Below are 18,546 nucleotides of genomic sequence, written 5' to 3' on the forward strand. Positions count from 1 at the left end.
GCCGCCCGGACGCGTGGCGGGTGCGAGGAACGAGTGCACGCCACGCGTCCGGGCGGCGAGCCTCAGGGCGCCGCAAACCCGCCGTAGCGGAGCGGAGGCAATCAAACACAGCAGAGCGAGTGGCGGGAATCGAACCCGCGTACACGGTTTTGCAGACCGCCCCCTAAACCACTCAGGCACACCCGCATCGGAATTCATAGTGCCGCCCACGCCCCCTACGGCCCAGGGTTGCGGTCACCATGATCGAAAACGAAAGCCGTCGAGGCGGTCGCACCGCGATGGCGTGGGAACCGACATTTCACGTCACCCCTCTAGACTCGATCGTATGGCTACACCCCGCCCGCTGCCCCTGGACCCGATCGCCGAGGCCCATCGCCAGTGGACCTCGCACGGTTGGGGTGAGGTCGCGGACGGGATGGCGGCGGTGACGTCGCTGGTGCGGGCGCAGCAGATCGTGATGGCGCGGGTGGACGAGGCGCTGCGGCCGTCGGGACTGACCTTCTCCCGCTACGAGCTGCTGGCGTTGCTGAGTTTCAGCAAGACCGGGGCGCTGCCGATGGCCGTGGCCAGCGCCCGGCTGCAGGTGCATCCGACCAGCGTCACCAACACCGTCGACCGGCTCGAAGCCGCTGAACTGGTCAAACGAGTTCCGCATCCGAGTGACCGCCGCGCGACGCTGATCGAGATCACCGATGCCGGTCGCCAGTTGGTCGCGCAGGCGACCGAGGAGTTGAACGAATCGGTCTTCGCGCGTCCCGGCCTGTCACCGCAACGCCTGCGCCAGCTACTGCAGTTACTGTCGGAGTTCCGCCGGGCCGCGGGCGATTTCGATATCGGCGACGCACCGACGCACTGGTCCTGACGAGGAAAAACTGCCGACCGGCAGGCATGAAATTCCGACTCGGAGGCCGACTGCGCCACGCGCAGATAACCATTCAGCATCCTGCCAGCGACATGGCGGTCATGACCTTCCCATTCGGGCGCGAAAGGTTCACCATGGAGCGCATGGTGCTGGTCTTGGGGGTATCGGCGGGCGCTGGTGGAGCTCGGGCGATGTTGACGCACTCCGATCAGCCGCATCTTCCGCCGATCGATCGCTGCACGGTGCTGCGCCGAGCCGGCGGCGGCGTCGAGGAATCGGTGTTCACGGCCATCCGCCGGATGCAGGATGCGGCGGCACAGCGCGAGGAGTTCATCACCGGCATCGCGGTCACCTGCCGCTGTTCGCTGCACCAGGAGGCGGTGCGGACCGCGGCCGGGCGCAGCAGCCTCACCATCGTCGATGAACCGCTCGCGCAACTGCGCTATCTGCGCTTCAGCGATCAGCTTCCGGACGAGGGCGCTGTGCTGCTCTACGACCTCGGCGCGTCCGGACTCACGGTCACCGAGGCCGACTGCCGCACCGACGCGATCCTCGCGGTCAAGCGCAGCACGGTGCTGGGCGGCGACGGACACGACGCGCTGTTGCGCTGGCATCTGGCACACGGCGGGCTGAGCATCGACAAGCCGGCCAGTCGCGCCTACAAGGAGGCGCTGACCACAGCGCCGGTGCTGACCGCGACCGACCCGGACAGCGGGCAGCGAATGGTGCTGACGCGCAACGATTTCGAGGAATTGGCCGACGCCGGAATCCACCATTCGGTGTCCTATGTGCGGCATATGATCGAGGAGACGGGCGTCCCCCCGCAGGCCATCGCCCTGCTGGGCGGCTGTTCCCGCAATCCCGGCATCCGCGAGGCCGTGGGCCAACTACTGGACCTGCCGGTCATCTACGATCCGGAACCGGAATTCGTCTCCGCACGCGGTGCGGTGCTGATGGCCGACCAGTTGCCCTCGGCCCGCCGGGTGCGGGGCGTGCGATTCGGCGCGCGGCCAACCCAGCGGCCTACCGCTACCGCACCTGTTTCCAAACGCAAACTTATTGCCGCGCTTGCCGTTACGGCGATGCTGGGCGCGACGGTGGCGGGTCTGCTGAGCACGAACCGGGATTCGAGCACACCCGCCAGGCACAACACGCCGTCGCCCGTCGAGGTAGCGGGAACGCCGGGAAAGCAATTGCCGCCCAAGTAGTTTCGCGCTCAGATACCGTCGAAGGCCAGCGTGGTCCGCAGCAGATTCATCGCCGCGGCGCACGGATCGGGCTGAGCGGCATGATCGCGGTTCTGCACCCACCAGGTGACGGTGCCGGTATCGGCGGTGGTGACCCCGCAACTGCTCGGATCCCGCGGGTCACGCCAGTACATGCCGCCGAATCGCTCGACCACCACTTTCTCGGTCCGATACCCGTACTGCGCGGCAACCTGCATCTCGCGCATCAGCACATCACCGGAGAACCAGCTGTAGCTGATATCGACTGTGCCACTGGGAGTTCGGGCGATCCAGGTACAGGTCGTCGGCGCACTCTGCCGACGCACGGACGTCGCCTTCAGCTGACCGGCGAGTGCCTGATCGCTCAGCGGCCCGCATCCGGCGAGGATATTGGGATCATCGGCCGGGGCGCTCTGGCTCTGCGGCGTACCGCCGCTCGAACATCCGGCCACCCCGGCGGCCAGCATCACCGCGATCAGCATCCGCCCCACCGCACGCATCGCTAGCCTGCCTTGGCGAGAGTATCGGCGGCGAGTTGCTCGAGATCCGAACAACCTTGCGGCCGTGCGGATTCGGGTCCGCTACCGGTGAGGATCCAGTCGATGAAATCCGCCCCGCCCGAAGCGACCGCGATCTCACACGCATTCGCACCCGACCAGAGAATGCCCGGATGACCCGCGACCTGCACGGTCGAGGGCGTCCCGAGGGTGACCTGCCCGGGCCGATCCCACAGCGACGTGCCGCGGAACCACTGGAAGACGACGGCGTAGTCATCGCCCGCGCCCGCATCCCAGCTGCAGCGCATCGGATTCGCCGCCACCTGCTGCAATCCGGTGAGCCCGGTGGCCCGGGAGATATCGGCATCGGAGACCGATCCGCACCGCCCGATCGCGACGGCCTGAGCGGGGACGACGGGCACGCTCGTCCGCGCGGGGCCGGACGAACCGCCCGGCCCGCCGCATCCGGCGACGGACAGCACCGCGCAGGTCATGACCGCGGCCACTGCCACCTGCTTCCACACCGGGCCAAGATTACGGGATCTTTCCCGGACGCCGAGGCTCAGCGGTTGGTGAAATCGGCCGCGCGCTTCTCCACGAACGCGGCCATCCCTTCCTTCTGATCCTCGGTCGCGAACAGCGAGTGGAACACCCGGCGCTCGAATCGCAGGCCCTCGCCGAGCGTGGTCTCGAACGCGCGGTTCACCGACTCCTTGGCGATCAGCACCGACGGCAACGACATGGACGCGATGGCCTGCGCCGTCTCGAGGGCCACGGTCAGCAGGTCCGCGGCCGGGACGATGCGCGAGACCAGGCCCGCGCGCTCGGCCTCCTCGGCGTCCATGTTGCGGCCGGTCAGGATCAGGTCCATCGCCTTGGCCTTGCCCACGGCCCGGGTGAGCCGCTGCGACCCGCCCATACCGGGGATGATGCCCAGTTTGATCTCGGGCTGACCGAATTTCGCGGTATCCGCGGCGATCAGCAGATCGCACATCATGGCCAGCTCGCAGCCACCGCCCAGGGCGTATCCCGCGACCGCTGCGATGATCGGCTTGCGGAACGCGACCACCCGGTCCCAGCCGCCGAAGTGATCGACCAGGAACATGTCCATATAGGACTTGGACTGCATCTCCTTGATATCCGCGCCCGCCGCGAAGGCCCGCTCGGACCCGGTGAGCACGACCGCGCCGACGCCCTCGTCGTTCTCCAGCAGATCCAGTGCGGCCGAAACATCCACCAGCACCTGGGAATTGAGCGCGTTGAGCGCCTTGGGCCGGTTCAGCGTGATCACCGCGACGCGACCGGTGCGCTCGAGGAGAATGGTCTCGAAATCCGGTCCGCCGTTCCGCTCGGATTCGTCCTGCGAAGTCATTTGGTGTTCCTCTCCCGATCGAGTCCGGACATCGGTGACCCTAGCGGAGTGGTCGCCGTTGGCCTGGGCATGGTTGGCACTGCGTGCACCGAACCCAATTCGCGATCGCCGAGTTCGCGGAAGTACGCCTCGACGTCGGCGCCGGTGACCTCGGCGAGGGTGGCGGGCGACCAGTGCGGATCGCGATCCTTGTCGATGACCTGCGCGCGGATGCCCTCCACCAGATCATGGGTGCCCAGTGCGGCGATCGAGACCCGGTACTCCCGGTTCAGCGTCTCCACGAGATTCGCGTCGGCGCGGGCGCTGCGCAGCGAACGCAACGTAACCTTCAGCGCCACAGGCGATTTCGCGAGAATATCGACGGCGGCGCGGGCGGCCTCGGCACGGCCGTCGCTCTGCAATCTGGACACGATCTCCTCGACGGTGTCCGCGCCGTAGCAGGAATCGATCCAGTCCCGATTCGCGACGAAGGCCGAAACCGGTGCGGGCTGAGCGAATTTGGCGATGGCGACCTCGGGATCGGCGGTGCGCAACGCGTCGAGCAGGGCCGGAATCTGTTCCGAGGGAACGAAATAGTCGGCGAATCCGGCGGCGATGGCATCCCCGGCGCTCATCCGCGCGGTGGTCAGCGCGACGTGCGTGCCGATCTCGCCGGGTGCGCGCGAGAGCAGGTGGGTGCCGCCCACATCCGGGACGAAACCGATACCGGTCTCGGGCATGCCGACCATGGAGCGTTCGGTGACCACGCGATGCCCGGCGTGCCCGGACAGGCCGACGCCGCCGCCCATGACGATGCCGTCCATGATCGCCACATACGGCTTGGTGTACCGGCCGATGAGCGCGTTCAGGATGTATTCGTCGCGCCAGAACCGCCCGCTGGGCGAATCGACCCCGGCCGTATCGCCGTTCTCCACGGCATTCTTCGCGTCGCGATGGATGGCGACGATATCGCCGCCGGCACACAGTCCGCGTTCGCCCGCGCCGGTGAGCACCACGGCCCGCACCCCGTCGTCGTCCGCCCAGGCGCGCAGGGCCTCGAGGATGGCCGACGCCATCGGGTGGTTGAGCGCATTGATCGCCCTGGGCCGGTTGAGCGTGATCAGGCCCAGCCCGTCGCGCACATCGATCAGGACCTCGGGCTCGCTCATACAGTCTCCTTCGCAGCGTGATCGGGGTCTGTGATTCACCCCATCACGACGAGACGACATGCGTCGAGCCCTGGCGCGGCGACCCCCGCCACAGTACAGTTACTTTGACGTCCTACTATCGGGACATCAAATTATTCGACGGCCTCTTCTGATGGAGGATGTCATGGCCGACCTGCACACTCCGGTACATCCGGTTCGTTTCGTCACCTCTGCTGCCCTGTTCGACGGGCACGATGCGGCGATCAACATCATGCGCCGGATCCTGCAGTCGCAGGGCGCGGAGGTCATCCACCTGGGGCACAACCGTGCCGTGCGCGAGGTGGTCGACGCGGTGCTCACCGAGGACGCCCAGGGCGTCGCGATCAGCTCCTACCAGGGCGGACACGTCGAATACTTCGAATATCTGGCCACCGCGCTGCGCGAGGCGGGCGCGGGGCACGTGCGGATCTTCGGCGGTGGCGGCGGCGTCATCGTGGATCAGGAGATCAACCGCCTCGCCGCGGCGGGAGTGCGGATCTTCTCCCCCGAGGACGGGCAGCGGCTCGGTCTGCCGGGCATGATCAACGAACTCGTGCGCGACTGCGACGTGGATCTCTCGCGCGAACCCGCCGATATCGAGGCCGTGCTGGCCGGTGAGCGCCAGGCCCTCGCGCGCGCCATCACCTGCCTGCAGCAGGACGCGCTGCCCGAGGCCGATCTCGCGGCGATCCGGGCCGCGGCGGCCGGACGGAACGTCCCGGTGCTGGGCATCACCGGCACCGGCGGATCCGGAAAGTCCTCGCTCACAGACGAACTCGTGCGGCGGCTGCGTTCGGATCAGCAGGACAAACTCCGCGTGGCGATCCTGGCGGTGGACCCGACGCGGCGACGCGGCGGCGGCGCCCTGCTGGGCGACCGGATCCGGATGAACTCCCTCGACAGCGATCACGTCTACTTCCGTTCGCTGGCCACCCGCGGCGCGCACGAACTGCCGGTCAATACCGACGCCATGATCCTGGCCTGCAAGGCCGCCGGATACGACCTGATCATCCTGGAGACGCCGGGCATCGGTCAGGGTGACGCGGCCATCATCGACCACGTCGATCTCTCGCTGTATGTGATGACGCCGGAGTTCGGCGCGGCATCGCAGCTCGAGAAGATCGATATGCTCGATTTCGCGGATGTGGTGGCCATCAACAAGTTCGAGCGTCGCGGTGCGGCCGATGCGCTGCGGGACGTCTCGCGGCAGTTGATCCGCAACCGGGAGGCGTTCAGCAGCACGCCGGACGATATGCCGGTCTTCGGAACCAGTGCGGCGACGTTCAACGACGACGGCGTGACCGCGCTGTATCAGCATCTGGCCGAGCACCTGGCCGACAAGGGGCTGCCGATCGGCGAGGGCGTGCTCCCGCGCGTGGACACCCGCGCCTCGACCCGCTTCGCGCAGATCATCCCGCCCGCACGCGTGCGGTATCTGGCCGAGATCGCCGATACGGTCCGCTCCTACCATGCCGATACCGCAGCGCAAATCGTTGCCGCGCAACGGGTTCAACGTTTCGAGCAGGTACTCGAGGAATTGAACACAGACGAGTCCGCTGTGGCCACCCTGCTGGAGTCCGCCCGCGCCGAGCTGCACTCCGATAGCGCTGCGCTGCTGAAGAATTGGCCCGCGCTGGCCGAGTCGTACCGGGGCGAGGAACAGGTCGTACACATCCGCGATCGCGAGCTGCGCACCCCGCTGCGACGGAAGTCGTTGTCCGGCAGTTCGATTCCGCGCGTGGCACTGCCGCGATTCACCGATCACGGTGAGCTGCTTCGGTTCCTGCGTTCGGAGAATCTGCCCGGACGCTTCCCCTTCACCGCCGGCGTGTTCCCGTTCAAGCGGGACAACGAGGATCCGGCGCGCATGTTCGCCGGTGAGGGCGATCCGTTCCGGACCAACCGCCGGTTCAAGGTGCTCTCGGAACATTCGGACGCGAAACGGCTGTCCACGGCCTTCGATTCGGTGACCCTCTACGGCCATGACCCGGCCGAGCGACCAGACATCTACGGAAAGGTCGGCACCTCAGGGGTTTCCATCGCGACGCTGGACGATATGAAGGTGCTCTACGACGGCTTCGATCTCACCGCGCCGACCACCTCGGTGTCGATGACCATCAACGGGCCCGCGCCGACCATCCTGGCGTTCTTCCTGAACACCGCGATCGATCAAGCGCTGCAACGGTTCTCCGAATCCGAGGGACGCGAGCCCGATGCCGCCGAGGCCGCGGACATCCGGACGCGGACCCTGGCCACCGTGCGCGGCACCGTACAGGCCGACATTCTCAAGGAGGATCAGGGCCAGAACACCTGTATCTTCTCCACCGAATTCAGCCTGCGCATGATGGCCGACATCCAGGAATGGTTCGTGCGCAACGACGTTCGCAACTTCTACTCGGTGTCGATCTCCGGCTATCACATCGCCGAGGCCGGTGCGAACCCGATCAGTCAGCTGGCCTTCACGCTGTCCAACGGATTCACCTATGTCGAGGCGTATCTCGCGCGCGGGATGGACATCGACGACTTCGCGCCGAACCTGTCCTTCTTCTTCTCCAACGGCATGGATCCGGAGTATTCGGTGATCGGCCGGGTGGCGCGGCGGATCTGGGCGATCGCCATGCGCGACAAGTACGGCGCGAACGAGCGCTCGCAGAAGCTCAAGTACCACGTGCAGACCTCCGGACGGTCGCTGCACGCACAGGAGATGAGCTTCAACGACATTCGCACCACCTTGCAGGCCCTGATCGCGCTCTACGACAACTGCAACAGCCTGCACACCAACGCCTACGACGAGGCGGTCACCACGCCGACCGAGGATTCGGTGCGCCGCGCCCTGGCCATCCAGTTGATCATCAACCGGGAGTGGGGCCTGGCGATGAACGAGAATCCGCTGCAGGGCAGTTTCATCATCGACGAGCTCACCGATCTGGTCGAGGAGGCGGTGCTGCAGGAGTTCGAGCGCATCTCCGAGCGCGGCGGCGTCCTCGGCGCGATGGAAACCGGCTATCAGCGCGGTCGCATCCAGGACGAGTCCATGCTGTACGAGCAGCGCAAACACGATGGTTCGCTGCCCATCATCGGCGTGAACACCTTCCGCAACCCGCACGGCGAGGAACACCGCGAACTCGAACTGGCCCGCGGCACCGAAGAGGAGAAGCAGTCCCAGCTGCACCGCACCCGCGCGTTCCAGGCCGATCACCGCGACGCCGCCCACGACGCCCTGGCCCGCCTCGACGCCGCCGCCCGCACCGACGAGAACGTCTTCGAGGTCCTCATGGACGCCGCCAGAGTCTGCACCCTCCAACAGATCACCGACGCCTTCTTCACCGTCGGGGGACAGTACCGCCGCAACGTGTAGGGAGCCCGGCGTGCGTGCGTGGATGTCACGCACGCACGCCGGTTACTCTGCTGATTCGCGATGTGCCAGAGGACATCCGGGATGTGCTGATCGAGGGCGCTCCCACCCGGGGGCAGTCACTACGCGAAATGTCCACTCGCACTGATCCAGCGTGCCGCCGCATTCCCGTGAGCGACAGCTGCCGTCGAGAACGTCACTGCTGGAAGGTGTTTCAGCCCCAACCGCGCGGATCCACATCGGGTGATCCGAATCTCCGAAAATCGGCAGCGTTCGATTTCGTCGAGCGGCAAAATCGGGTGCCGGTTCAGATGGGGTGGGCTTCGGCGAGTTGGGTGGTCAGGTCGGCCCGGGCGGTCAGGAGAGACGGGCCGTACCAGGTGAGGTGGCGGCCGGAGACCAGGGCTACCGGGATGTGCGGGAAGGCATCGGGTCCGTCGGTTTCGGTGAAGACGTAGGGTTCGTCGGGAAGGACGGCCAGGTCTACGCCGGATATCAGGTCTGTAGGGGACACCTTGGGGTAGCGGTCCGGGAGGTCGGCGTGTACCAGGCGTAAGCCGAGCCGGCGGGCCAGGTCGCCGGTGAAGGTGTCGCGGCCGACCACCATCCACGGGTTACGCCAGATCGGGATCACGGCGTTGCGCGCCGGTTCCGGAGGTGGTGCGGCCCAGACGGATTCGGCCTCGGCCAGCCAGTTCGGGCGGTCGACGCCGAGCGCCACGGTGAAGAGCCGGATCATCGACTCGAAAGCCTCGTCGACCGTGCGAATCCTGGTGACCCACACCGTGATTCCCGCATTCCGCAGCCGGTCGACATCGATGCGGCGATTCTCCTCCTGATTGCAGATCACCAGATCCGGCGCCAGTTCCACGATCCGCCGCACATTCGGATTCTTGGTACCCCGCACCCGTTCCACCGTCAGCTCCCGCGGATGAGTGCACCATTCGGTCGCGGCCACGAGCATTCCCGGGCAACTCAGCGCGATCGCCTCGGTCAGCGACGGGACCAGCGATACGACACGACCCACCGGACGGGCGATCGGCACCGGCGTCCCGAGGTCATCGACCGGATCGGCATCGGACATCCCTCCACCCTAGTCAGCGGATTCGCCGAGGCACAGCGCATCCGACCACATCCCATCTGCTGAAATACGCCCACCACGGGGTCTGCGCAGCGCTGGGAGGTGATCGCTCGCGGCATCAGCGGTATGGGCCCGCGCGCTTGGTGGCTGTTTCGCTGGGCAGCTATGGATGATGTGCGGATCGCTCAGCGGTCCAATGTGCCGTAGAGGATGTTGAGATCGCGCAGGCCCGATTCGGCGGTGGGTTCGTCCTCGGCGGTCATGCGCAGCGCCTGTCGGAGGGGAATCGGATCCAAATCGTCCACGACGGGGCGGAATTCGGGCTCGGGAAGGCTGGGGAGGGTAATGTTCTCACCGTACAGGTCATCGGAAACCGTTGGGCCGCTGTCGTTCTGGACGCCGCCGATGAGGGTGTCCAGATCCAGGCCACGCAGGGTGAGCATGACCGAGGGCTCCTCGTCCAGGCGTTCGGCGATGATGTAGCAGACCGCCGCCACATGTTTGCAGGGCCAGCCGTCGTCCGGACAACTGCAGGCGAAATCGAGTTCGGCGGCGGTGGTGGGCAGCAGCAGCGGGCCCAGTTCCTTCGGCAGCGCACCCGAGGCCAGCTGGGCGAGCATGCCGGGTGTCGCGCGGACCAGATCGATCAGCTCGTCGAGACGTTCGTCGCGCAGCGTGCGCAGGGTCAGCGCGGCGGAGAACGGGCGCGGCTGACTGCCCTGCACCTCCGCGGCCACCGCACCGGGTTCGATGTGGTAGTTCACCACCTGGCCGGCTCGCGCGTAGGTGCGCCCGCGAGTCAGCCGACCGGCGTCGGCGACCTGCTCTACCGCCTCGATGAACGACCTACCCCACCAGGTGCGCGCGAACGATCCTCTGCGACTGCGTGATTCGACACCACCCCGCACCGGCAGGCGCTTACCGTATCGTTCGTAGTCGACGAACGGACTCATCCCCGGACCTCCCCAGCGCCGTCGCAGCTCATTCGCCGACCGCCTCGGAACCCAGGGCGAACAGCGCGCCGATCTCCTCGGTACTCAGTTCGGTGATCCAGTTCTCGCCCGCGCCGACGGTCAGATCCGCCAATTCCCGCTTGCCGCTGATCATATCGTCGATGCGCTCCTCGATGGTGTCCACGCAGACCAGCTTGCGCACCTGCACGTCCCGCCGCTGGCCGATCCGGAAGGCCCGGTCGGTGGCCTGGTTCTCCACCGCCGGATTCCACCAGCGATCCAGGTGCACAACGTGATTGGCGGCGGTGAGATTGAGACCGGTGCCACCGGCCTTGAGCGACAACAGCATCAGCGGCGGCCCGTCCTCGTCCTGGAACCGCTCGACCATCGCATCTCGCCGCTTCTTGGGCACACCGCCGTGCAGGAACGGAATCTGCGTGCCGAACCGCTCGTTCAGATACGGGCCGATCAGGTCGCCGAACTCACGAAACTGCGTGAACAGCAATGCCTTCTCGCCGTCGGCCAGCACGGATTCGAGAACGTCCTCGACCAGGCCCAGCTTGCCGGACCGATGACGGCCGCGGCGCAGCACACCCGAACCGTCGCCCAGGAAATGGGCGGGATGATTGCACACCTGTTTGAGCCTGGTCAGCGCGCCGAGCACCGCGCCGCGACGCGACATCCCCTTGGCATCCTTCAGTTTCGCCACCATATCGTCCACCACGGCCTGATACAGCGCGGCCTGTTCCACGGTAAGGTTGGCGCGCACCGTCATCTCGATCTTCTCGGGCAGATCGGAGATGACAGCCGGGTCGGTCTTGACCCGCCGCAGCACGAAAGGCGCTGTGACCGTGCGCAATCGGGTGATCGCGTTCTCGTCGTGCTCACGCTCGATGGGGATCGCGAACCTCGCGTGGAACTGGGATGCCTTGCCCAGCAACGACGGCGCCGCGAAATCGAGGATCGAACGCAGCTCCTCGAGCCGGTTCTCCACCGGAGTTCCGGTCAGCGCCAGGCGATGTGGGGCAGGCAGGGCACGCGCGGCCCGCGCCTGACGGGTGTTCGCATTCTTGATGTGCTGCGCCTCGTCCAGCGTGATCCGCCGCCATGCCTGCCGCTTCAACTCGCCGAGATCGCGATCGAGCAGCGCGTAGGTGGTGATGACCAGGTCCGAATCGGCAACGGCCGCATCGAGTTCCGCACCCGAGCGGCGCGCTGCCCCGTGGTGCACCAGAACCCGCAGGTCCGGGGCGAAGCGCTCCGCTTCGCGCTGCCAGTTGCCGACCACCGACATCGGGCATACCAGTAGCGTGGGATCAGGCACGGAACCTGCTGCGGCACTTTCCCTTTCGTGCACCAGCAGGGCCAGGACCTGTAGCGTCTTACCCAAACCCATGTCGTCGGCGAGGATCGCCCCGCAACCGAGCCGGTTCATCGTCGCCAGCCAGGACAGGCCGCGCAGCTGATAGGGCCGCAGCTGCGCCTTCAGCCCCGAGGGCGGCTCGACCGGATCCGCCGAGCGGGCGGCGGAGAACAATTCGGCCACCCAGCCGTTCGCGGTGACGTCCTCGATCGGCACGTTCCGGACCTCGGAGGCGGCGATCTCGGCCAGCAGCGCGGTCAGCGATCCGATCTGTTCGTCGGTGCGGCCGTCCAGATACATCGCCGCGGCGGCGAGCATCCGATGGTCGGCCTGCACCCACTTGCCGCGCAGTCGCACCAGATCGGATTTCGATTTCACCAGCCGGGACATCTCGCCCGGGGTGAGCACGATATCGCCGAGGGCCAGCTCCCAGCGGTAGGCGACCAATCCGCTCAGGCCGACCTCGGTTTCGGTCGCCGCGGGACTCTGCACTCGCAGGCGCATGCTCGGAGCGGCGATCCGCCAGGCGCGCGGCAGCAGCAGATGCACTCCCGCGGAACGCAATTCGTGCGCGCCGTGAGCCACCAGATCCTGCACGACCTGGGTCGGCAGCAGGAAATCCATCCCGCGCGGATCCCGCGGCAGCTCCCGCAACATCGGATACGCCTGGACCGCCGCGGTCACCCGCTCACCCGCCAGCCGCACCAGCGCGGGATCACCGAGGATCGGAACTGGTTGCGGCGCTTCACCTTCCATGCGGAGGCAGACTTCGAGCCGCCACAGTGCGTCGACGGTCTCCGCATCCTGCTGGGGATCGTCGTCCGGTTCGAGCAGGCGCAACACCAGTTCCGGTTCGCCGGTGGTGAGGCTGGTCCGCCACTGGTCGAGCACGTCGGCCACCCGGTGTGAGCCGGAATCGAGCGGCGCGTCGGCGATCAGCGCGGTCAGCAGCGGGTGGCCGGGGCGTCCGTGCGAGCCGATCACCGTCGCGTCCAGGTGCAGGCGGGTGATCGGATCGGTCAGCTCGGCCGCGAGATCCTCCAGCAGCGTGGCCGGACGCCCGGCCACCCGCAGCGCGGGCGGCATCGCCGCGGCCAGTTCGGCCAGCCAGGCCCGCTGCCGCTGCCCGCCGACCAGCCGCCAGCGCACCCACCACTCACCGTCGTCGCGCCGAACCTCCGGCACGATCCGCCCCGCTCGCACCCAACGTTCCACACCACGCGCGACATGCGCGAGAAACCGCAGATCACCCGCCACCACGGCGGGCGGCAACCGCTGCAGCAGCACCCGCGCGGCCATCGGCGGCGCGAGCGCATGCCCGCGCACCGCCGTCTCCTGCGGCCCTTCCGCCCCCGTGACCAGCACATGAGCCCGGTGCCGGAACCGCGCGGACTGCATCACCCCACCCAGCGGATCGGGCAAGCTCACCGAATCGATCGCGGACACCGCATCGGCCTCAGGATGGCGCCACAGCACCAGCCCCGACCCGGGTGTCCACAATCCGTGCAGCATCCAACCATCCAACCAGGCCGCACCGACAACTCGTCGTGCTGTGCCGACCGGGCCAGGTGACTCGTGGTCTACCTCGGCGTTCTGGTCCATTCGTATTCCCGCTCGACGCGACAGATCCGCGCCCGGTACCCGCGGTAATACCGTTCCCGGCCCAGACGTTGAGCTGCGAGATGGTCGACATGGCCCCATTCTCCCGAGACCGAGAGCCTGCCGCATCCGGACGGGCATGACGCAGGACCGAATGGTCCTGCGGCACAGGAGTTTCGAACTCGGGTGTCAGCTCCGGTCAGACCGCGCTGCCGATGGCGGCGCCGGCGACGCCGCCAATCGCACCACCGACCACGGCGGCGGGAACGCCCACAACCGCAGCTCCGACGGCAGCACCGATCGCTGCTCCGCCGATGGTCCCGATCGGGACCGAGGTACCCAGGGATGGAACAGCCAATGTCGCGCCCCCCGCAGTACCGATGGCCCCACCGACCACGCCGCCCACCACGCCACCAGCCACCGCGGCGGGAACTCCGGCCACCGTGGCGCCCAGAGCGGCACCGGCCAACGCACCCGCGGCGACCTTGTCCGAGCGGCTGGGGTTGATGCCCACCGAGTTCAGGCTCGTGGAGAGGTTGGCCTCGGCCTGTGCGGCGGTCACGTTGACGTTGTTCAGTACGTCATTGGGTACCGCGGCCGGGACCGGGGAGGTGAAGTTGCCCAGGCGCAGCGTCCGCGGCGGCGGTGCGATCGGCTTGACCGGCTTGACGGCGGTGGGCGCGTGCAACTCGGTCCAGTTGACGGCCGGGGCCGTTTCGTACTCGTCCTGCGGGATGGGCCGGAAGTTCGGCGGGACAACGTAATCCGGGGCCGCCTCGGGCGCCGGGGTCACGCCGGGTTGCGGGCCGGCCTCGGGGGTGACACCCGGCTGCAACGTGGTGTGCGGGTTGTACAGGCTTTCCACACCCGACGGAGTCACGCCGGGCTGCGGTGTGCCCGAGGGCCCCACCGACGGCTCCTGCTCGTGACTCGACGGAGGCGTGACCGCCGTACCGGGCGCGGTGGGCTGGGTCGACTCCTGGGTCGGCGCGGTCTCGGTGGTGGATGCCGATGCGGCAGTGGATGATTGACCCGCCTGGTGGGTCGTGCTGGAGCAGCCGACAACCAGCGCGAGCGGGATCGCCCCCACCGCGGGCAACATCACCCGCCGTGCCGCCGTGCCGAACTTTCGATGCCGACCTGCCACGTGAACACCCACCTCATCAGTTTGCGGAAACAACAGCCCCCCGTGACCACAAGTCACGTGCGCACGCAGGATCGTAACCAGCGAATAACGTTGTCACGAAATCATTGTGATCAGGAGCACACTACCGGACGCCCCCGCCGAAAAGATCGATTCTTCCGAATAGCCCTGCCTACCAGTGCAATTCCGGTCCCTATATTTCGACGGCCATCAGACACGCCGAATTCACGCCGCGCCGACCTCCGCGCTCGCGTCCTCGTCTTCGTCGCCTCGCACATCATCTACATACGGCCGCAAGGTTTCTCCGCCTAGAGTTGCTCAGTTCCACGAAGTCGTAAGTAATCTCGGTGAAAGTAATCTCGGCGAATCCGTCACGTCGTCGTGCATACCGGCCCGCCACTGGCTAGAGCTCTATCTCCATCGAGCCGTCATCGTAATAAGCAGCATTTCACTCCTTACAGAACGCATTTCCGTCGTTCGTGGCGTGTGCCGGTCCCCTCCACCTCGGGTCAGCCCTCGAGCCGCGACCACCGAGCAGCCGAATATCGGTCCGCTGTAGCTCATCGGCGATCGACCACGACGACACTCGACCTCTCCCACTCCTCCCAGCGCAGACGACCGTATCGACCACCGCCGATCCGCCGCTCACGCCCGCCTCCCCGAATTCTGTCGGTGCCTCCGTGTAGAAGTCGTTCCGTGCATTCGAACAGGGGCGGATGGGGGTGGGCACTGGCGGCGCCGGTCGTCGCGGTGCTGATAGCTGTTGCGGTGCTGGTGGGGCCGGGTCTGTTCAACGGGTCGTCGCCCGCGCCGGGCAGTCCCACGCGGGCTCAGCTCGAACGGCTGCTGGCCGTGGTGCGGGTGCTGCCGCGGCGGCCGCACCCGGGCGGGTATGAGCGTGGCTGCGGGGCCGGGCAGGGTTGCGTATTCGGTCCGGCCTGGGCCGATGGGTCCGGCGGCTGCGATTCGCGCAACAGCGTGCTCGGCAAGCAGCTCAGCGCCGTGCGGTTCCGCGCGAGCAGCGAGAAATGCGTGGTCGCCGCGGGCACCCTGCACGATCCCTATACGGGCAGAGATATCGCCTTCGACAGATCCCGCGCCCGCGCTGTGCAGATCGACCACATCTATCCACTGGCCGCCGCCTGGGATATGGGTGCCTCGGAATGGCCACTGCCGCAACGCATCCGCTTCGCCAACGATATCGAATTCAACCTGCTCGCCGTGGACGGCCGCACCAACCAGGACAAGGGCGACCGCACCCCCGCCGACTGGCTGCCGCCCGCCCCTGCCTACCGCTGCTACTACGCGGGCCGCTACCTCACCGCCGCAGCCCGATACACCCTTCCCATCACCGCCCCGGACCGAGACACCCTGTCCCGCATAGCCCGCGACTGCCCGTGATGCGCATCCTCCGGACGCGTCACAGCAGACGTAGGGAGATACCGCGGCAAACCCATAGCCGAATCGGACGAAATCCAGCTCAGCCGAAGGAGGTTCGATGCCACCGCATCTCGCTCCACTCGATCACACCGAATCGGGCCCGAAGGCGATCGGCGGTGCGGACCACAGCCGACCCTGGCGGGGCTGCGATCAGGGTGATGTCGTTCGATCAGTCGGTGGCGACGGGGCGTTCGGGATCGTTGGACCACTCGGACCACGACCCCGGGTAGAGGGTGGCCGCTATACCTGCCGCCGCGAGGGCGGCGATCTGGTGCGCGGCGGTGATACCGGAACCGCAGTAGACCGCGACCGGGCCGTCGCCGAATTCGGCGAACCGGGCACGCAGCTGCTCGCGGCTCTTGAAAGTGCCTTCGGAAGTGAGGTTCTCGGCGGTCGGGGCGCTCACCGCGCCGGGGATGTGCCCGGCGCGCGGATCGACCGGTTCCACCTCGCCGCGGTACCGCTCGCCCGCGCGGGCATCGAGCAGCGGACCGTCCCAGGCCGCCGCGCCGTCGGCATCGGTGATCGGCAGATTTCCCGCGGTCAGCACGACATCGCCTGGCGCGGGATCGGATTCGCTGCCGGTGGCGAGTTCGCCGCCGGACCGCTCCCACGCCGGGAGTCCGCCGTCGAGGATCCGCACATCGTCCACACCCGCCCAGCGCAGCAGCCACCAGGCGCGCGCGGCGGCCATACCGCCGGTGGCGTCGTAGACGACGACCGGCTCACCCGTGCGCAGACCCCAGCTGCGGGCGCATTTCTGCAGATGCGCGATATCGGGCAGCGGGTGACGGCCGCGCGCCGGAGAGGACGGCGCGGCCAATTCGGTCTCGAGATCCACGAACACCGCGCCGGGGATGTGGCCGTCCAGATAGTGCTGCGGCCCGTCCGGGTCGCCGAGCGCCCAGCGCACATCGAGCAGATGCGTGTGAAACATGCTGTCACCCAGCTGTTTCCGAAGGCCATCCGCCGAAATCAATACCGAGGCCAAACCGACTCCTCTTTCACATCTGTACCCCCGGGACGCGAATGCCTCTCACCCTACGGCAGGACGTTCCCCGGTGGGTCGGCGTGGCGAATCGCCCGCGCGGCGCACCGAGAGCACCCAGCGCACCAGCAACCCGGCCACCAGCGCCCAGAAGGCCGCGCCGATGCCGAACACCGCGAAACCCGATGCCGCCACCAGGAAGGTCGCCGCACCCGCGATCCGATGCTCGGCCGAGCTCAGGGCCGCGGTCAGGGCGGTGGCGAGCGTTGCGATGAGAGCAAGTCCCGCAACGGTTTCCAGCACGCCCTTCGGTGCGGCGGCGGCCAACACGACCAGCGCGCCCGAGACGAGCGTCAGCACCAGATAGGAGCAGCCGACGGTGAACACCGCGATCCAGCGCCGCCGCGGATTCGGATGCGCGGACGGCGCGGCCGACAGTGCCGCGCTGATCGCGGCCAGATTGATCGCGTGTGCCCCCGCCGGTGCGCCGATCACGGTGCCGATTCCGGTGACGGCCATCGCCGACCGCCACGGCACCCGGAAACCGTAGGACTCCATGATGGCCACGCCCGGGATGTTCTGCGCGGCCATCGTCACGATGTACAGCGGTATGGCGATGCCGATCACGGCTGGCCAACTCCAATGCGGCACAGTCAATTCCACCCTCGGCACCATCGCGGCGAGATCCAGGCGCCGATGTTCGACCGCGATATCGATACCGGCGCCGATCGCGGCGGCCGCGAATGCCGCGAGCACGGCCCAGCGCGGGGCGAACCGCTGCAACACCAGCCAGACCGCGATCACCGGGACCACGATCGCCGGACTGGTCGTCAACGCGCGCACCGGGGCCAGACACAGCGGCATCAGCACACCGGCGAGCATCGCCTGGGCGATCTCGGCGGGAATGGCCGCGATCAACCGGCCCAGCCGCTGCCAGAATCCGGTCAGCACGATCAGCACACCCGCCACCGCGAACGCGCCCACCGCCGCGGGCCAGCCACCGGACACCGCACCGGTCCCCGCCAGCAGCGCCGCGCCGGGCGTCGACCAGGCCAGCGCGATCGGCATCCGATACCGGCGACTCAGCATCAGCATCCCCAGCGCCTGCGTCAGACAGATCGCCAGCAGTCCGGACGCCGCCTGCGCAGGCGTGGCCCCCACCTTGGTCAGCCCCGCGAGCACCACCGCGAACGTGCTGGTGAAACCCACCAACGCGGCCACGATCCCGGCGCTGACCGGCTGCCAGATCCCCGGATCATCGATGCGGTCCGGTGGCAACGCACCATCCGAGCCGTCGGCAATGCGGCCTTGGTCCCGGGCGTCCACATCATCGGACATATCAACGTCGTCCGGCGCAACCACTCTGCCCGAGGACGGGTCTGTCGCCCGATGATCACCACCCAACGCACCCACAGCGCCGGCGTACTCCTCTACCGCGACCGCCTCACCCGGCATCGCGACGTCATCACACGAACCATCAACGCCCTCCCCCGCGACCAC

Annotated in this window: 14 protein-coding genes and 1 tRNA gene; 4 read left to right on the plus strand and 11 right to left on the minus strand. The window is 67.6% G+C overall.

Annotated elements, in window-relative coordinates:
* Positions 1 to 114: 114 nt before the first annotated feature.
* Positions 115 to 186 (minus strand) — tRNA-Cys (locus tag NM2_RS36850).
* A gap of 139 nt (positions 187 to 325) precedes the next feature.
* On the opposite strand from NM2_RS36850, the gene NM2_RS36855 reads away from it, so the two are divergent.
* Together NM2_RS36855 and NM2_RS36860 are read left to right on the plus strand one after the other, a co-directional pair.
* Positions 326 to 862, plus strand: a complete 537-nt coding sequence (locus NM2_RS36855; RefSeq protein ID WP_067679159.1) for a MarR family winged helix-turn-helix transcriptional regulator — start codon at positions 326 to 328, stop codon at positions 860 to 862.
* Positions 863 to 1,053: 191 nt separating this feature from the next.
* Entirely contained in the window at positions 1,054 to 2,070 is a 1,017-nt protein-coding gene (locus NM2_RS36860; RefSeq protein WP_245718384.1) for an Hsp70 family protein, read from the plus strand.
* 8 nt (positions 2,071 to 2,078) lie between these two features.
* Here the strand turns inward: NM2_RS36860 and NM2_RS36865 are convergent, their stop codons facing one another.
* The 4 genes from NM2_RS36865 to NM2_RS36880 are packed head-to-tail and all read right to left on the minus strand — an operon-like array spanning position 2,079 to position 5,105.
* Positions 2,079 to 2,588: a DUF3558 domain-containing protein gene (locus NM2_RS36865; protein ID WP_067679162.1), complete on the minus strand. Its 510-nt coding sequence runs from the start codon at positions 2,586 to 2,588 to the stop codon at positions 2,079 to 2,081.
* Positions 2,589 to 2,590: 2 nt separating this feature from the next.
* Entirely contained in the window at positions 2,591 to 3,109 is a 519-nt protein-coding gene (locus NM2_RS36870; RefSeq protein WP_067679165.1) for a DUF3558 family protein, read from the minus strand.
* A gap of 38 nt (positions 3,110 to 3,147) precedes the next feature.
* The gene (locus NM2_RS36875; RefSeq protein WP_067679168.1) at positions 3,148 to 3,957 is read right to left on the minus strand and encodes an enoyl-CoA hydratase; all 810 of its coding nucleotides are present in this window, start codon (positions 3,955 to 3,957) and stop codon (positions 3,148 to 3,150) included.
* Complete coding sequence (locus NM2_RS36880) at positions 3,954 to 5,105, minus strand: enoyl-CoA hydratase/isomerase family protein (RefSeq protein ID WP_067679171.1); 1,152 nt, start codon at positions 5,103 to 5,105, stop codon at positions 3,954 to 3,956. The genes NM2_RS36875 and NM2_RS36880 overlap by 4 nt, the downstream gene beginning before the upstream one ends.
* A 163-nt stretch (positions 5,106 to 5,268) precedes the next feature.
* On the opposite strand from NM2_RS36880, the gene icmF reads away from it, so the two are divergent.
* Complete coding sequence (gene icmF, locus NM2_RS36885; protein WP_067679217.1) at positions 5,269 to 8,481, plus strand: fused isobutyryl-CoA mutase/GTPase IcmF; 3,213 nt, start codon at positions 5,269 to 5,271, stop codon at positions 8,479 to 8,481.
* Positions 8,482 to 8,785: 304 nt separating this feature from the next.
* Here icmF and NM2_RS36890 read toward each other — a convergent pair whose 3' ends face one another.
* The 4 genes from NM2_RS36890 to NM2_RS49675 all read right to left on the minus strand — a co-directional run bounded on the left by NM2_RS36890 (position 8,786) and on the right by NM2_RS49675 (position 14,621).
* A complete protein-coding gene (locus tag NM2_RS36890) occupies positions 8,786 to 9,562 on the minus strand; it encodes a helical backbone metal receptor (protein WP_067679175.1) in 777 nt (258 codons plus the stop codon).
* A 182-nt stretch (positions 9,563 to 9,744) separates the two neighbouring features.
* A complete protein-coding gene (locus tag NM2_RS36895) occupies positions 9,745 to 10,512 on the minus strand; it encodes an SWIM zinc finger family protein (RefSeq protein WP_067679178.1) in 768 nt (255 codons plus the stop codon).
* Between the two features lie 28 nt (positions 10,513 to 10,540).
* Positions 10,541 to 13,387: a DEAD/DEAH box helicase gene (locus tag NM2_RS36900; protein WP_067679181.1), complete on the minus strand. Its 2,847-nt coding sequence runs from the start codon at positions 13,385 to 13,387 to the stop codon at positions 10,541 to 10,543.
* A 286-nt stretch (positions 13,388 to 13,673) separates the two neighbouring features.
* Positions 13,674 to 14,621 (minus strand): hypothetical protein, encoded by a 948-nt coding sequence (locus NM2_RS49675; protein WP_245718385.1) that lies wholly within the window; start codon positions 14,619 to 14,621, stop codon positions 13,674 to 13,676.
* A 693-nt stretch (positions 14,622 to 15,314) separates the two neighbouring features.
* Here NM2_RS49675 and NM2_RS36910 point away from each other — a divergent pair.
* Entirely contained in the window at positions 15,315 to 16,019 is a 705-nt protein-coding gene (locus NM2_RS36910) for an HNH endonuclease family protein (protein WP_439956962.1), read from the plus strand.
* Between the two features lie 208 nt (positions 16,020 to 16,227).
* Here the strand turns inward: NM2_RS36910 and NM2_RS36915 are convergent, their stop codons facing one another.
* Both NM2_RS36915 and NM2_RS36920 read right to left on the minus strand, forming a co-directional pair.
* Positions 16,228 to 17,037, minus strand: coding sequence for a sulfurtransferase (locus NM2_RS36915; RefSeq protein WP_067679221.1), 810 nt, complete (start codon positions 17,035 to 17,037; stop codon positions 16,228 to 16,230).
* A 57-nt stretch (positions 17,038 to 17,094) separates the two neighbouring features.
* Positions 17,095 to 18,384 (minus strand): benzoate/H(+) symporter BenE family transporter, encoded by a 1,290-nt coding sequence (locus NM2_RS36920; RefSeq protein ID WP_084531955.1) that lies wholly within the window; start codon positions 18,382 to 18,384, stop codon positions 17,095 to 17,097.
* Positions 18,385 to 18,546: the final 162 nt, after the last annotated feature.

Origin of the sequence: Nocardia miyunensis NBRC 108239 (genome assembly GCF_001613065.1) — a bacterium.
Classification (GTDB): Bacteria; Actinomycetota; Actinomycetes; order Mycobacteriales; family Mycobacteriaceae; genus Nocardia; species Nocardia miyunensis.